The organism is Pseudoduganella sp. SL102, from assembly GCF_027856995.1.
Lineage (GTDB): Bacteria > Pseudomonadota > Gammaproteobacteria > Burkholderiales > Burkholderiaceae_D > Rugamonas > Rugamonas albidiflava.
Genome location: NZ_CP115554.1, coordinates 6590779 through 6606168 on the forward strand (window position 1 = coordinate 6590779; position 15390 = coordinate 6606168).

The following is a 15390-nucleotide window of genomic DNA, read 5'->3' on the forward strand; positions in this document are numbered from 1 at the left end:
TCTCTTGCCGACTCTGCTGTCTTTGTTACTTCACCAGCGAACGGCGGCGTGCCGCAACGCCCAGCAGGGCCATGCCGCCCAGCAGCATGCCGTAGGTGGCCGGCTCCGGTACCGCCGAGACGGACACGAGGCCGCTGTAGGCACCCGCCGCCTGCGATACCACCGAACCCGTCACCGCCACGTAGTAGCCGGCACCGGAGCCCAGGTTGGACAGATCCAGGCTCCACTCGTCGTACTTGCCGGTTTCGATCTGCGTGCCGGCGCGGACCAGCGAGCCATCGTTGGCGAACAGGCTGAAGCCCGTGATGTCCAGGCCGACACGGGCATTGCCTGCGCTCGAGTACAGGTTGGCCGTGAACGAAGACAGGCCGGCCACGTCGAACGCATACGTGTCGGTGAAGGTGTCGCCCGAATGGTTGCCGGTGATCAGGCGGCTGAAGGCACCCGCGCCATCGATGATGTCGACGCTGCCCGCAGGCAGGCTGACATCCGCTGCTTGCGCGCCCATTGCCGCACAGGCCAGCGCCAGCGAGGCCGCGATATTCTTCATGTTCGTCATGTTTGCTCCTGAATTGAAATTGATGAGGCCGCCGAAGTGCTGACAAAGTAGCAAATAGTGTCTGTTCGAAAACAGGGGCCGGAGCGGGTTTTACAAATTGTCACTTTTGCCGCAGCTACAAATGCGCGTTGCAAAGGACCAGCGAAATGCCCGTATAAACAGGTACTTGCACGCGTCAGGTGAAAATAGCTCTTGATGGTGTAGGATCAGTCCTACTTCGAGAAGCGGTCCGGTGACACGTCGCCGATTGGCGACGCTAGCGGCGTGACAGTTGAGCAGCGGGCGGGAAGACATATCGGGACTGCTATCATGCAAGCCTCATCCACCACGCCCTTTCCACGACATGCCCCTGGAATTCGAAGCCATCGATGCCGAATCGGGCGAATTCGGCTACACGGAAGACAGATACGGCCCACTGCTGGGCCAGTTCAACACCATCCTCGACGGCCATGAAACCGGCCAGCTGAGCGATACGGAATACCTGGCGGCGCTGCAGCAGTTGCTGGCCCAGGCACCGGATTTCATCGATGCCCACACGCAGGTCGCCTTTTACTGGTACCGGCAGGGCAAGCCGGAAAAGGCGCTCGACGCCGCACAGGCGGGCCTGGCCATCGCCAACCGGCAAATCCCGCCAGGCTTTGCCGGCCGTATCGCGTGGCACAACGTCGACAATCGCGCCTACCTGCGCATGATGCATGTCGCGGTGCTGGCCCACGTGCGCCTGGGCCGCCACCGGGATGCCACGGCGCTGATCGAGCAGATGCTGCTGCGCAATCCCAGCGACAACCAGGGCGTGCGTTACCTGCTGGGTTCCGAGGCGCTGCGCATCGAGCCGCAGGCCGGCACCGTGCAGGAGCACGGCCGCGTGATCGAGGTGCTCGCGGAACATGCCGATACTTATCCGCCCTACTGGTACGAACTGGCGCTTGCCCACCTGCAGCACGGCCGGTGGGCCGCCGCCGCCACGGCCTTGCGGCGCGGTTTCGTCACCAATCCCTACATCGCGGAAATCCTTGGCGGCAATCCCGATCCCAAACCGCACGTGGCCTGGCATCCCGACGACACCACGCTGCCGGACGCGGCACGCGCGTACATCGATGCCTATGGAGCCATGTGGGAGGCGGACAGCGGCCATCGGCCATTCATGCACTGGCTGTTCAACCATCCGGAAGTGATGATCGAGCGCGCCTCGGTCATGGCCTGCCGCGAAGCGCTGCTGTGGGAGACCGATCCCGATAAACGGGGCGACCTCCTGGCCCGCGTGGAAGAGCTGACTGCCCGCATCGACGACAGCCTGTCCGCCGCCATCGTGGTGCAGCGGGAAACGGTGGGCCGGCGCCTGGTCTGGCCCTGGGAACTGCAGCTGGCGCTGGTCGAGTAAGCCGCGCCTCAGGCGCTTCGGTGCAGGCGTTTCATCGCCGTTGCTCCGCTCAAGCCGAGGTGGCTGCCGGCAGCATTGGCTGCAGGGTCCGCCAGACGGTGCCGGCGTCGAGCTTGCGCATGCAGTCGTGGTGGCCCAGCGGGCACTCGCGCTGGCGGCACGGCGAACAGTCGAGGCGCAGCGACAGCGCCGCCGCCACCGTCGAGAACGGCGGGGCATGGTCCGGATCGGTGGGGCCGTAGATCGCCACCACCGGGCGGTCCAGGCTGGACGCCACGTGCAGCAGGCCGGAATCGTTGCTGACCACGGCATCGCTGTGGCCGATCAGCGCCACCGCTTCGGCCAGGCTGGTCTGGCCGGCGACGTTCAGCACGGCGGACGCGGCCGGCGTGCCGGCCACGGCAGCCATGATCTCGTCGCACACGGGGCGGTCCTTGGGCGAGCCCAGCAGCGCCACCTGCGCGCCCGGCACCCGCTCCACGACGATCTGCGCCAGCGCCGCGAAATGCCCCGGCGGCCAGCGCTTGGCCGAACCGAACTCCGCGCCCGGGGCAAACACCACCAGCGCCCGCTCCGGCGCCACGCCGGCCTTGGCGCAGGCGGCCGCCACCTGTTCCGGCGTGACCTGCAGCGCCGGTTTCGGCGCGGGCGCCAGCGGCGCTTCCGGCGGGTTGGCCAGCGCCGCGTAGAACGGCACCATCGGGCGGGGCGGCAGGTCGTCATGGTGCATCACGTTGACCAGCCCGTAACGGCTTTCGCCCTTGTAGCCGACCCGGCGCCGGATACCGGCCAGCCATGGAATCAGCGCATATTTGAGCGTGTTCGGCAGCACGTACGCTTCGGCGTAGCCGCGCTGCTTCAGCAGGCGCGCGTAGCGCCAGCGCTCGCGCAACTGCAGCGGTCCATGGCGGAACGGCGTTTGCAGCACCTCGTCGACTTCGCGCATCTGCCGCCATACGGGGGCCACGGCGGGCGGTGCCAGCACATCGATCGGCCGGTCCGGATGCAGGGCGCGCAGCCGCTGCAGCAGCGGCTGCGCCATCACGGCGTCGCCGATCCAGTTCGGCGAGATGACCAGGATGCGTGGCGGGTTCGCGGCCATCACCGCGCTCCCTCGCGGGCATTCAGGCACAGGCCCATCACCACGAACAGCATCAGCACATAGAACATGGCCCCGCGCACGGACCAGAAGATCACTTCCGTCAGGCCGAAGCTGAAATAGCTCAGCACCAGCAGCAGCCCGGCCAGCGCCGGCGCCACCAGCGCGGGCGGCGCCGATTCATGGGCGTTCAGCAGGCGCAGGAAAAACAGGAATGGCAGCAGCAGCGTGCCGAACCAGCATGCCAGGCCCAGTACGCCGCCGAAGACGAGCGCCTGCAACGCATCGTTGTGGAAATGTTCGACGTCCAGCACGAACGGCTGCAGGGTGCCGGCGGCCACCAGTTCGCCGAGTTCGGCCTTCACCTGTTCCTGGCTGCTCGGTGCCCAGGGATGGTGCGCGGCCAGCAGCACGGCGCCCTTCCACAATTCCAGCCGCACGCCGACGTTGGTGAAGGCGCTGCCGCCCGTGAAATAGGTGCGCACGTCGCTGACGCCCTGATCCACCCGTTCGCTCATGCCGGTCTGCGGCACGAAGTAGCCGCCGACCATCAGCACCGCCACCAGCGCGACGGCGCCCTTGGCGAACCTGCCGCGCAGGTAATGCCCGTATTTGAGGAACAGCAGCGCGGCGAACCCGATCGCGATCCAGCCGCCCCGCGTGCCGGTGGCAAGCATGCCGATCAGCCCCGCCACCACGCCGACGGCGGGCCAGACGCGTTGCCGGCCGCGGAAATCCAGCACGCCGGCCAGGCACATCAGGCCCATGCACAGCACGATGTCGCCAAACGTGATCGCGTTCATCAGGCCGCCCGGCCGGTCGATGTGCAGGACCCAGCGCTGGTAGCCGGCCACGCAGGCGCCGCCCACGGTACCGCCGATCAGGCCCCACCACAGGGCCATGCGGCTTGGCCGGCAAGCGAGCACGGCAATAAGCGCCGTGACGGCAAGCAGCATGCGGCTGGGCTTTTCCCAGCTGCGCAGGTAGATATCGTCGTGCAGCAGCACGGTCAGGCCGGCAAACAGGCAGGCCGCGGCGAAAGCTGTCAAAACGCCGCGGATGTCGTTAAGATGTCGCCGGAACTCCGGCAAGCCTTGCCTGTGGCACCAGATCGCCGCCAACAGGAAGCCAAAGCTGCACAGGCCCACGCCGGCATTGGTGATCAGGGTCAGGAACGGCAGGAGGAAGACCAGGCAATTGACGGTAACAGCGGCAACGGTGGAAACAGCGGCTACAGGGTTTACGTCGTCGGCTTGCCTGGCAATATTTTTATTCATCAATGTTCTTGTGGTGCGCGCCGACTTCATGCAACCAGCGTCAAAAATCTCTGTCATTGTCACAACCTACAACCGCCCGGATGCGCTGACGGCCGTGATCGAAGCCTGCTTTGCACAGGATGATCCGCATTTCGAACTCATTATCGCTGATGACGGCTCCACGAACAACACACGGGACTGCGTGGAAGCGCTGCGCCGGCGCTCGCCGGTGCCGCTGCGGCACGTGTGGCAGCCGGATGAAGGTTTTCGCGCGGCGCGCGTGCGCAACCTGGGCACGCTGGCCGCCAGCGGCGACTACATCGTGTTCCTGGATGGCGACTGCATCCCGGAAAAGAACTTCGTGTCGCAGCACCGCAGGCTGGCGCGGCCCGGCTTCCTGGTATCCGGCAGCCGCGTGCTGCTGTCGGAGCGGTACACCCGCGTGCTGCTGGAAACGCACGTGAACCTGCACCGGCTCCGGGCGATCGACCGCCTGAAGCTCCGGCTGGGCGGCGATTTCAACAAGTTCCTGCAGACGGTGATGGTGTTGCCGGACGCGGGCCGCGAGCGGCGCAAGTTCAGCTGGCGCCGCATCAAGAGCTGCAACCTGGCCGTATGGCGCAGCGACCTGGATCGCGTGAACGGCTTCGACCAGAGCTTCAAGGGCTGGGGACACGAGGATTCCGACCTGGTGGTGCGGCTGTTCAACGCCGGCGTGCACCGCAAGGATGGCGCCTTCGCCACCGAGGTGTATCACCTGTGGCACCACGAAAACCGGCGCGACCAGGAAACCTCGAACCGGGAGATCGTGCTTCGGCGGGCCGCGGACGGCACCAGGGTGGCCACCGCCGGCCTGCAGGAGCTGGCAGCGGAACTGGCCCCGCACGCCTGAACCGGCCAGGATGGCAGGATCGGCCCTCCCATCCGGAACTTGCGGTCGTCCGGCCCCGGAGTACAATCAGTCGGGCATCGGCGGCATGTGCGGTACCGAACTGATCTTGCATGCGGGTACTGCCAAGCTGGCGACTGAGCAAACCACCAAGGAGGAACCGCAATGCGCCTGGATATTTACCGACGACCCGAACACGATGGCATCTTTTCGTATCTGGCAGTGCCGGAAGGAAAGCCGATCCCCCAGGAAGCGATCAATACCGACTGGGAACCGGAAGCCAAAGCGCTGGAAGTCGACGACGACGCCGACACACTGCCCGAGTTCCACATCGAACACCTGCCCGAGCAAATCGGCACCAAGGGCTACGCCATCACCGGCCTGAAGGATATGTAAGGCGGTGCATGGCATGCGGTCCATGGCGCCTGGCTGATGCCGGGCAGCCGATACGCTCCACCGGACCGCATGCCTTGTCGGCTGCTGTGCTGGCGCAACGCCGGGCTTTGTCGCGTGCCGCCGCGGCGGTCACAGGCGGTTTCAACGGGTTACAACGGGTTACAATTAACAGATTGGTAACTCCTTTGATTCCCAACCGCGACAGGGCCCGCCGTGATCCACTTCTTTCCCACCTATACCAAGGACGGCACGCGTTCGCCGTTCGCCCTCGGCTTGAAGGAACTCGGCGTCGACTACCGGCTGTTCGCCGATGACGTGCGCTTCCGCTACCACTCGCGGCTCAAGCTGCTGTTCGTCGGCTGGCCGAAACTGGCCTGGTTCGCGCTGCGCGCCGGCATCCGCTCGCTGGTTACCAGCCGCACCAATCCCGAGGCGGTGGTGCTGGGTTCGGACATCGAAGTACTGATTTTCGCGCCACTGCGCGCCCTGTTCTCGCGCCGTACGCAGATCGTGCTGCTGGGTTTTATTCTCACGCCGCGCCAGCATCCGCTGCTCAACCGGCTGCGCCTGCTCTACTTCCGCTTCGTGATGTCGTTCGTCGACAAGGTCATCTGCCACTCGAAGAAGGAGCGCGAGCGCTACAGCGAGCTGTTCGCGAACGGCCGCACCGAAGTGTTCTACATCCCGCACGGCACCCATATCTATGGCCGCGAGGAATTGCCGGAAGCGTCGAACTCGCCGTACATCCTCACCGCCGGGCGCTCCGGCCGCGACTACGGCACGCTGTTCGACGCGGTGGCCGGCCTGCCGATCGAACTCCACGTGGTGTGCGACAACGACAAGCCGCTGGCCGGCCTGGCAATCCCCCCTAACGTCAAGGTGCTGCGCAACTGCTATGACGGCGACTATGTCGACCAGCTGAAGAACGCCCGCTTCGTGGTGGTGCCGCTGGGCGTGGCCGATATCTCGGCCGGGCAGATGGTGCTGCTGCAGGCGATGGCCTTCAACAAGGCCACCGTCATCACGCGCACGCTGACGGTGGAGGATTATGTCAGCGACGGCAACGAGGCCGTGCTGGTACCGCAAGGCGACGCCGCCGCGATGCGCGCCGCCATCGTGCGGCTGCTGGACGATTCGACGTATACCGCGCAGATGGCCGACCGGGCCCTCGATGCGTTCGACAACCGGTTCGACATGAAGGCTTTCGTGCGCAACCTGGTCGCCGCCGTGCGCGCCCCCAGGGAGGTGCCGCGTGGGAAAACCGGTGTCTGACACTATTTCCTGCGGAAATAGTGTCAGACACGAGAGGCATTCCGCCCAGGCGAGTTTTGGTGTCAGACACTATTTTTCCTTGAAAAAGGGTGTCTGACACCGGTTTCCCCACCGCGATCAGTACTCCACCGCCACCTCTTTTGCGCCCAGCACCTGTTCCAGCGCCAGCGTGAGTTCATCGGACGGCGCGACCCGCCAGTCGTCGCCCAGCTGCAGCGTGCAGTCAATGCCCTGCGGCTTGATGCGCATCTGCACCGGCAAGCCGTAGTCGTCGCGGTGCGGCGCCAGCACTTCCTGCAGTTTCGCGGGCGCCACGGCGGCCGGCAGCAGCCAGCCCATCTGGCGGCCGAACTGCAGGCGGGCCGACACGATGTCGTACACCTTCTCGGCCGAGATGCGCAGGCCGCCGGTGAAGCGGTCTTCCGATACCTTGCCGGTCACGGCGAGGAATTCGTCTTCCTTGAAGGCCTTCTTGTTGGCCTCGAAGATCTCGTTGTACACGGTCACTTCCACCACGGCGCTCTTGTCGTCCAGGCTGACGATGAGGATCTTGCCGCGCTGCGTCATCTGCGTGCGGATGCCGGTGATCACGCCGCACATCATGCGCGGCTCGCGCGACGGCTCCAGTTCCGACAGCTTGGTGCGGGCGAAGCGCCGCGCTTCCTGCGCATACGAATCGAACATGTGGCCGGACAGGTAGAAGCCCAGCGCGATCTTTTCCTCGGCCAGCTTCTGGCGGTCGGTCCACGCGGTAGCCTGCACGTATTCGGGCGGAGCGACCAGGTCGCTGTCGTCGCCGCCGAACAGGCTCACCTGGTTGGCCGCCTTCAGTTCCTGCTCGGCGCATTCCATGGCGAAGCCCACCGACGCGAACAGCACCGAGCGATCGACGCCGAAGCAGTCGAACGCGCCCGAGCGGATCAGCGCCTCGATGGTACGGCGGTTGATCTGGCGCTTGTCGACCCGCTTGCAGAAGTCGAACAGGCTCTTGAACGGACCGTCGGCTTCGCGCGCGGCGATGATCGCCTCGATCGCGTTCTGGCCGGCGCCCTTCACGCCGCCCAGGCCATAGCGGATCGCCGTGACCTTCTTGCCGGTCACGGAACGCGGCTGGCCGTCCGGGCGGAAGCGGTACGCCGACAGGTTGATGTCCGGCGGCAGGATCGTCAGGCCGCACACCTCGATCGAATCCTCGACGAGGATCTTGACCTTTTCCGTGTCGTCCATCGTCAGCGACATGTTGGCCGCCATGAACGCGGCCGTGTGGTGCTGCTTCAGGTACGCGGTGTGATACGACAGCAGCGCATAGGCGGCGGCGTGCGACTTGTTGAAACCGTAGCCGGCGAACTTCTCCATCAGGTCGAAGATCTCGTCGGCCTTCTCGGTGGTCAGCCCGCGCTCGCCGGCCCCCTTGCGGAAGATCTCGCGGTGCTCGGCCATTTCCTCGGCCTTCTTCTTGCCCATCGCGCGGCGCAGCATGTCGGCGCCGCCCAGCGAGTAGCCGCCGATGATCTGCGCCATCTGCATCACCTGCTCCTGGTAGACCATGATGCCGTAGGTCTCGGACAGGATGCCCTCGGTGCGCGGGTCCGGGTAGTCGAACTTTTCGCCGTGCTTGCGCTTGCAGAAGTCGGGAATCAGGTCCATCGGGCCCGGACGGTACAGCGCCACCAGCGCGATGATGTCCTCGAAGCGGTCGGGGCGCGCATCCTTCAGCATGCCCTGCATGCCGCGCGACTCCAGCTGGAACACGGCCACCGTCTTCGCCTTGGTCAGCAGGTCGTAGGAACCGCGGTCGTCCAGCGGCAGCGATTCCAGGTTGAAATCCTTGTCGGCCGGGTCCAGTTCGCGGATGTAGTTCACCGCGCGGTCGAGGATCGTCAGCGTGGTCAGGCCCAGGAAGTCGAACTTCACCAGGCCCACGGCCTCCACGTCGTCCTTGTCGTACTGCGAGACCACGCCCGAGTCGCCGGATTGCGTGTACAGCGGGCAGAAATCGGTCAGCTTGCCGGGTGCGATCAGCACGCCGCCGGCGTGCATGCCGATGCCGCGGGTGATGCCTTCGACCTGCTGCGCCAGATCCAGCAGCTGCTTCACTTCTTCCTCGTTCTCGAGGCGTTCCTTGAGCAGCGGTTCTTCCTCGATGGCCTCGGCGATCGACACCGGCTTGCCCGGCTTGAACGGGATCAGCTTCGAGATGCCGTCGCAGAAGTTGTAGCCGAAGTCGAGCACGCGGCCGACGTCGCGGATCGCGCCTTTCGCCGCCATGGTGCCGAAGGTGGCGATCTGCGACACCGCGTCGCGGCCATACAGGTCCTTCACGTGCTGGATCACCAGCTCGCGCTTTTCCTGGCAAAAGTCGATGTCGAAGTCGGGCATCGATACCCGTTCCGGGTTCAGGAAACGTTCGAACAGCAGGTTGTACTTGAGCGGATCGAGGTCGGTGATCTTCAGCGCATAGGCCACCAGCGAGCCCGCGCCCGAGCCGCGGCCCGGGCCGATCGGCACGCCGTTGTTCTTGCCCCACTGGATGAACTCCGCAACGATCAGGAAGTAGCCCGGGAACTTCATGTTGATGATCGTGTTGTTCTCGAACGCCAGCCGCTCCTCGTAGCGGGGACGCATCTTCTCGCGGTATACGGGGTCGGGGAACAGCTGCACCAGGCGCTCTTCCAGGCCCTTCTTCGTTTCGGCGACCAGGAATTCATCGATCGTCATGCCCGGCGTGGGGAAGTTCGGCAGTTGCGGCTTGCCCAGCGTGAGCGTGACATTGCAGCGCTTGGCGATTTCCACCGAATTCTGCAAGGCGCCCGGCAGGTCCTCGAACAGGATCGCCATTTCTTCCTGCGTCATGAAGCGCATCTGCTCGTTGAACCGTTTCGGCCGCTTCGCGTTGGCGATCATCTCGCCTTCGGCGATACAGATACGGGCTTCGTGGGCGATGAACTCATGCTCGGACATGAACTGCACCGGGTGCGTGGCCACCACCGGCAGGCGCAGCCTGGCGGCCAGCGCCACCGACTGGCGCACCTGCGCTTCCTGGTTGGGCTGCCCGGCGCGCTGGATCTCGATATAGAAATGCCCCGGGAAGATGGCCGACCATTTCTCGGCGTGCCGTTCGGCCAGCTCCAGGTTGCCGTTGTCGATCGCGCAGCCGATGTCGCCGAACTGCGCGCCGGACAGTGCGATCAGGCCATCGGCGCCGCTTTCGCCGGGCATCACGTCATATGTCTGGTCTTTCAGCGCCGCCAGCCATTCGGTGCGCAGTTCGGCGCGGCCCTTGTACTGGTTGGTCAGCCACGCCATCGACAGCAGCTCGCACAGCTGCAGGTAGCCCACGCGGTTCTTCGCCAGCAGCAGCAGGCGGCATGGCTTGTCGCGGTTGTCGTCGTTGGTGATCCAGACATCGCAGCCGATCACCGGCTTGACGCCCTTGCCGCGCGCGGCCTTGTAGAACTTGACCATGCCGAACAGGTTCGACAGGTCGGTGACGGCCAGCGCCCCCTGCCTGTCCTTCGCCGCGGCCTTCACCAGGTCGTCGATGCGGACCAGGCCATCGACGATCGAGTATTCCGAGTGCACCCGCAGGTGGACGAAATCCGGGCCGGGTGGCGGTGCGGGCTCATCGGGCTGGATGACAGGTTGAATAACGGGCTGAAGAACGGGCTCGATGACGGACAGGTCTGGGACTTCGGTACTCATGGGATCGATTGGGCGGTGAGGCTTCGTGCGGCGAAGGCGCTATTTTACCGCCGTTGAGGTACTCGCGGCCAACGCGCCTGCTCAGCCAGCGCTGTCGGGAAACTTTACATTTTCCGGCCAGGTATTTGAGCCAGCTCAACGACAGCGTTGATTTTTCTCAAAATTATCGATCTGGCATCAACCTTGCTTAAGCTTGGTGACACTACGCAACTCAAGCCGCTATCCATTATTTACCTTCAGGAGCCATTGTGCGAACCTTCGTAAAAAACATCCTGCTGCAAGGCGCCCTGCTCCTGGGCGCGCAGGCCGCTGCCCACGCAGCACCGATCCTGCTGGTGTCGAACGGCGTGCTGATGGGCGCTCAAGCCGTCGAAGTAAACGGGGAACAGTATGACGTGCTGTTCTCGGACACCCGCCCGCAAGCCAGCAACCTGCTGTTCGACTCGTTCTCGGAAAGCTATGCCGCCTCCGACGCCCTCGACCGGCTGGTGTTCCAGGGCGTGTACGACATGTCGCCCGCCCTGACCAACGGCTGCGGCAACCCGCTCACCTGCTCGATCGTGACGGCGTTCGATGTCGGCCGCATCCTGCTCAGCGGTACGGCGTTCACCAACACGGCGACCCGCTACCTGGACGTGAGCGCCATCTACGCCGCGACGGGCAATAGCGCCAGCTCGTCGAAGATCACTTACGCGAACTGGTCGGTGCACCGGTTGCCGGACCAGCAACAGGCCATCCCCGAGCCGTCCACGCTGCTGCTGGCCGGCGCTGGCCTGGCGGCACTGGCCTGGCGGCGCAAGGCACGCCGCGCCATGGTTTAAGCACGGCGGTCACGGCACCGCCAGGGCTCGCCGCTACGCCCGTTCCCGCGCCGGCCCCGACATCACCGGAAATCAGGCACACCCACGTGCCTGATCTCGGGCATTTCCTCCGGGCGCGTATGCGGAAAAGGGAGGGAGCACCATGTTCTTCCGCCAGTCTCCACGCGCGCACCTGCCGTCACGTTCGACGGCACGCACCGCCACGCCCCCGATCGATCTCGCCGCCTGCGAATCCATGGCACCGCAGGGCCAGGAAATCGCAATTTGCAACAAGTAGCAATTTGCAACGCCACCGCATGGACGAGCGATGGCGTGCAACCATACAATCCTGGCGAGGCGTTCGACATTCCCCACCCATCACGTCTTTCACCCTCCAGGGCAAGCCTTTCATGCGCGTTTCCAGCAAGTTTTTCCTGTCTTCCCTTCTGGTCTCCTGCCTCGCCGCTTGTGGCGGCAGTGACAGCAGCGGGGGCCCCTCGCCCGTGCTCTCGGCAAAAGTCACGCCATATCTCGGCGAGTGGAGTGCCGCCTGCGAAGGACGCACGGTCGAAAGAATTTCAGTCACGCAGGATCCGGCTGGCGGCGACAGGGCGCTGATGTCGACCAGGACCGATTACTACGCGAACCCGGGCTGCACGGGCGCCATCATTGCCACCAAAAGTGTGAATGTGCCCGGCATGCAGGTGGAGATCACCGGCTCCACCAATGGCGGGGTGGTGTTCAGCGAGGGCGCCGCGGCGGTGCCGAGCGCTTATGATGCCGTGTCCGCCACCATGCCCGCCCACCGTATTACGGTCACAGGAACGGCCGTGACGTACGCGCTGGTGCATAACCAGTGGATGTGGCACATCGATTTCGGCGGCGATTCGGGAACCCTCGTTGTCGATCAGTACATTATTCCAGCCCAGCCACCCGAGAGCAGGGCGTTCATGATCAACGGCGGCAAGCTCTACATCATGTCGCCGGCGGGCAGCGTGCATACGGTGGATCGGGTCTATACCCGATAGCCGCCCGGTCCCGGGCAAGGCAGGCGGAATTTCGCGGAAATGCGCCGGTTTCCTCCGCATCGGGGAAGCGTGGAAATGCACGCCGATGGGCTTATAATGTCGGCTGTTCCGCTATTCCCACTCTGACTCCCTATGCAAGCTAGCACTCTCGGCGCCCCCGTCCAGGCCGGCGCCGTACCGTCACATGCGGCAGTAACTGCCGCCGCATCCTTCGTCAACATCGCCGCCTACAAGTTCATCACGCTGGAGAATCTCGAGGAGCTTCGGCCGCAATACCAGGAAATCACGCAGCGCCTCGGCCTGAAGGGCACGATCCTGCTGACGCCGGAAGGCATCAACATGTTCCTGTCCGGCACCCGGGAAAACATCGACGGCTACCTGGCCTGGGTGCGCGCCGATCCGCGCCTGGCCGACCTGGAAGTGAAGGAAAGCCTGTCGGCCGAGCAGTCGCACAAGCGCATGCTGGTGAAGATCAAGGCCGAGATCATCACGATGCGCATGCCGCTGATCAAGCCGGAAGAAGGCCGCGCGCCGTTCGTGGACGCGAAAACCCTGAAGCGCTGGCTGGACCAGGGCCATGACGACCAGGGCAAGCCGGTGGTGATGGTCGACACCCGCAACGATTTCGAGGTGGACGTGGGCACGTTCGACAATACCGTCGACTACCGCATCCGCAAATTCACCGAATTCCCGCAAGTGATCGAGGAACACAAGGCCGACTTCGACGGCAAGACCGTGGTCACGTTCTGCACCGGCGGCATCCGCTGCGAAAAGGCGGCGATCCACATGCAGAATATCGGCTACGACAATGTGTACCAGCTCGAAGGCGGCATCCTGAAGTATTTCGAGGAAGTGGGCGGCGCCCATTACACGGGCGACTGCTTCGTGTTCGACTACCGTACCGCGCTCAATCCCAGGCTGGAGCCCACGGAAACCGTGCAATGCTTCGCCTGCCGCGCCATCGTCACCCCGCGCCAGCAACTGGCGCCGGAATATGTGTACGGCGTTTCTTGCCCACATTGCCACGGCAAGGCGCAGGACCAGTGAATGTATCAGTGAAGCGTGCCGCTCAAGCGTGCCAGTGAAGCACGCCGGGCGCTGCGCCTGATTATGGCGTAGCGCCTGCGGCAATATCCTTGAACGGGAAACAGCGCGGCTCTCGATAATAGTCATGGCATATTTGCCACCTTATCCCGTTCTAATATATTCCCCTCGACAATACCGCTGATGTCGGCCCGTGGAATTACCGTTCAGTGGAATTACCATTTAGTGTGTGGCCTTGATGAAATAACAGTTACCAGGCTTGGCATGTCGCGGAGAAATTGTTAATTTCAAAATACTGCCGTAGAGTTTATACTTGCAGTTTTCCCAAGCTGCAAAACCGATGAAACTGGATAAACTCTGGCTTGTTGCCGCCGTGGTGCTGCTGGGCCTGGCGGCAAGCCTGCTGCGGTTCAAGACCATCCTGAGCGGCGATTCGCTCTTCATGGAACAGCTGGTGGTCGACCTGGTGCAGGATGGCGGCCGCTGGATCGACTGGAAATTCCCGGTCGCCCCCGCCTTCGTGCCGGACATGCTGCTGTATTTCGCCATGTATCCGGCCCTGCCCGATGCGGCAACGCGCATCTTCGCCGTTTCCGTTGCCCAGGCTGCGATCCTCACCGGTACCGTGCTGTGGTTCGCCCGGCAGATCTACCCGGCGCTGAGCCGGCGTGCGGCTGCCGTGATGGTGCTGGGCATGGCATTCCTCACGCTGACAGCGGCCCGCTCGTCGATGTGGCTGTACTTCTACAGTACCAACAACCACCTGCCGGCCGTGCTGTTCGGCCTGGCTGGGCTGGCCATGGCGATGCGCTATGTCGGCGATGGATCGCGGCGGGTCGCGCTCGCGATCGTGGCGATCACCATTGCCGGCTGCATTTCCACCAGCCTGTTCTACCTCACCGTGGTCATGCCCGCCTTGCTGCTGCTGGCCTGCTCGTGGCTGATGCTGCGCGGGGCTGCCATGGCCCGGGCACGCCGCCGGGTGCTGCTGCTGGCCGGCTGCATCGCCATCGGGCTGATCGCCGCCGACCTGCTGCTGAAAGTGCTGGTGCACTACAAGCCGCTGGGCGGCATCGACAATATCGCCCCCGGCCCGGCGGGCCGCGCGATGACGCTGTTCGTCGCCGCCACGCTCGCCGCCTTCGATCTGGCCAACCCGTACACGTTCAGCCTCGCCGTGCTGCTGGCGGCGGCACTGCTGTTCTTGCTGTTCCACTTCGCACGCAGCGTCACGGCCGATGCCACCGGGCTGCGCGCCGGTTTCCAGGACAGCCCGCGCATCGCCGTCACGGGCGCGATGCTGGGCGCTTCCCTGCTGCTCACCTTGCTGGGCGCCCTGCTGGCCGGCCGCTTCGGCGACGAGTACGCCTACCGCTATTTCACCTTCCCGCTGCTGCTGGCGGCGGTGCTGGCGATCGTGCTGCTCGACCGGGGCGTGCCGCGCTTCGTCTGGGATGCGGTGCTGCTGGCGGGTGGCGCGCTGGTCCTGGCCGGCTGCCTGAACACCGCGCGCACCGCCGCGCCCATCGCCACCACCAACCCGATCGCCGATTGCCTGATGGATGTGGAACGGCAGAACTTCACGCTGCGCGGCGGCATCTCGGACTACTGGACCGGCCCGCAGGTGCGGCAGTTCATGCCGAAGAAGCTGCACATCCTCGACACCTACAACGACCTGGTACCGCACTTCTGGGTGACCACGATCGGTCCCCTGCTGCGGCCCGAGCGTTATCCGCAGATCAAGTACAATTTCGCGTTGCTGCGGCCCCGTGGCGATACCTCGGGCTTCAACTACACGGCCGAGACGACCGGCAAGAACCTGCCACAGCCGAGCCGCGTGCATGTCTGCCAGACCGGCAATGAAGTGTGGCTCTACGATGGCAACGAGCTCGACGACGCGGTGCGCAAGGTCGCGGCACGCTACATGCAGGAAAAGGGAATACACCGATGAGCCGACACGCGCG

12 protein-coding genes are annotated in these 15390 nt (G+C 64.6%); 8 read left to right on the plus strand and 4 right to left on the minus strand.

What is annotated here, in order from left to right:
- Positions 1 to 25: 25 nt before the first annotated feature.
- The gene (locus OU994_RS27885) at positions 26 to 559 is read right to left on the minus strand and encodes an FxDxF family PEP-CTERM protein (RefSeq protein ID WP_281608550.1); all 534 of its coding nucleotides are present in this window, start codon (positions 557 to 559) and stop codon (positions 26 to 28) included.
- Positions 560 to 902: 343 nt separating this feature from the next.
- Here OU994_RS27885 and OU994_RS27890 point away from each other — a divergent pair, with 343 nt between their 5' ends.
- A complete protein-coding gene (locus OU994_RS27890) occupies positions 903 to 1940 on the plus strand; it encodes a M48 family metallopeptidase (protein ID WP_281608551.1) in 1038 nt (345 codons plus the stop codon).
- Between the two features lie 49 nt (positions 1941 to 1989).
- On the opposite strand, the gene waaF is transcribed toward OU994_RS27890, so the two are convergent.
- The gene (waaF, locus tag OU994_RS27895; RefSeq protein ID WP_281608552.1) at positions 1990 to 3042 is read right to left on the minus strand and encodes a lipopolysaccharide heptosyltransferase II; all 1053 of its coding nucleotides are present in this window, start codon (positions 3040 to 3042) and stop codon (positions 1990 to 1992) included.
- Positions 3042 to 4316 (minus strand): O-antigen ligase, encoded by a 1275-nt coding sequence (locus OU994_RS27900; RefSeq protein ID WP_281608553.1) that lies wholly within the window; start codon positions 4314 to 4316, stop codon positions 3042 to 3044. The genes waaF and OU994_RS27900 overlap by 1 nt, the downstream gene beginning before the upstream one ends.
- A gap of 28 nt (positions 4317 to 4344) precedes the next feature.
- On the opposite strand from OU994_RS27900, the gene OU994_RS27905 reads away from it, so the two are divergent.
- From OU994_RS27905 to OU994_RS27915, 3 genes are all read left to right on the plus strand, one after another.
- Positions 4345 to 5187, plus strand: coding sequence for a glycosyltransferase family 2 protein (locus tag OU994_RS27905; protein ID WP_131144100.1), 843 nt, complete (start codon positions 4345 to 4347; stop codon positions 5185 to 5187).
- A gap of 162 nt (positions 5188 to 5349) precedes the next feature.
- On the plus strand, positions 5350 to 5580 hold the full coding sequence (locus OU994_RS27910; RefSeq protein WP_130187740.1) for a DUF6139 family protein: 231 nt from the start codon (positions 5350 to 5352) through the stop codon (positions 5578 to 5580).
- 213 nt (positions 5581 to 5793) lie between these two features.
- Positions 5794 to 6852: a glycosyltransferase family 4 protein gene (locus tag OU994_RS27915; RefSeq protein WP_281608554.1), complete on the plus strand. Its 1059-nt coding sequence runs from the start codon at positions 5794 to 5796 to the stop codon at positions 6850 to 6852.
- A gap of 117 nt (positions 6853 to 6969) precedes the next feature.
- Here OU994_RS27915 and dnaE read toward each other — a convergent pair whose 3' ends face one another.
- A complete protein-coding gene (dnaE, locus tag OU994_RS27920) occupies positions 6970 to 10554 on the minus strand; it encodes a DNA polymerase III subunit alpha (protein ID WP_281608555.1) in 3585 nt (1194 codons plus the stop codon).
- Between the two features lie 248 nt (positions 10555 to 10802).
- On the opposite strand from dnaE, the gene OU994_RS27925 reads away from it, so the two are divergent.
- From OU994_RS27925 to OU994_RS27940, 4 genes are all read left to right on the plus strand, one after another.
- Entirely contained in the window at positions 10803 to 11375 is a 573-nt protein-coding gene (locus OU994_RS27925) for a PEP-CTERM sorting domain-containing protein (protein WP_281608556.1), read from the plus strand.
- 389 nt (positions 11376 to 11764) lie between these two features.
- The gene (locus tag OU994_RS27930; RefSeq protein ID WP_281608557.1) at positions 11765 to 12382 is read left to right on the plus strand and encodes a hypothetical protein; all 618 of its coding nucleotides are present in this window, start codon (positions 11765 to 11767) and stop codon (positions 12380 to 12382) included.
- 132 nt (positions 12383 to 12514) lie between these two features.
- Positions 12515 to 13429: a sulfurtransferase gene (locus OU994_RS27935; RefSeq protein WP_281608558.1), complete on the plus strand. Its 915-nt coding sequence runs from the start codon at positions 12515 to 12517 to the stop codon at positions 13427 to 13429.
- 337 nt (positions 13430 to 13766) lie between these two features.
- Positions 13767 to 15377 (plus strand): hypothetical protein, encoded by a 1611-nt coding sequence (locus OU994_RS27940; RefSeq protein ID WP_281608559.1) that lies wholly within the window; start codon positions 13767 to 13769, stop codon positions 15375 to 15377.
- The last annotated feature ends 13 nt before the right edge of the window (positions 15378 to 15390 follow it).

Bases quoted from the DNA above. Each gene is read 5' to 3' on its own strand.
- OU994_RS27910 (WP_130187740.1), top strand. From the start codon at position 5,350: ATGCGCCTGGATATTTACCGACGACCCGAACACGATGGCATCTTTTCG.
- dnaE (WP_281608555.1), bottom strand. From the start codon at position 10,554: ATGAGTACCGAAGTCCCAGACCTGTCCGTCATCGAGCCCGTTCTTCAG.
- OU994_RS27940 (WP_281608559.1), top strand. From the start codon at position 13,767: ATGAAACTGGATAAACTCTGGCTTGTTGCCGCCGTGGTGCTGCTGGGC.
- waaF (WP_281608552.1), bottom strand. From the start codon at position 3,042: ATGGCCGCGAACCCGCCACGCATCCTGGTCATCTCGCCGAACTGGATC.
- OU994_RS27930 (WP_281608557.1), top strand. From the start codon at position 11,765: ATGCGCGTTTCCAGCAAGTTTTTCCTGTCTTCCCTTCTGGTCTCCTGC.
- OU994_RS27905 (WP_131144100.1), top strand. From the start codon at position 4,345: ATGCAACCAGCGTCAAAAATCTCTGTCATTGTCACAACCTACAACCGC.
- OU994_RS27935 (WP_281608558.1), top strand. From the start codon at position 12,515: ATGCAAGCTAGCACTCTCGGCGCCCCCGTCCAGGCCGGCGCCGTACCG.
- OU994_RS27885 (WP_281608550.1), bottom strand. From the start codon at position 559: ATGACGAACATGAAGAATATCGCGGCCTCGCTGGCGCTGGCCTGTGCG.
- OU994_RS27890 (WP_281608551.1), top strand. From the start codon at position 903: ATGCCCCTGGAATTCGAAGCCATCGATGCCGAATCGGGCGAATTCGGC.
- OU994_RS27900 (WP_281608553.1), bottom strand. From the start codon at position 4,316: ATGAATAAAAATATTGCCAGGCAAGCCGACGACGTAAACCCTGTAGCC.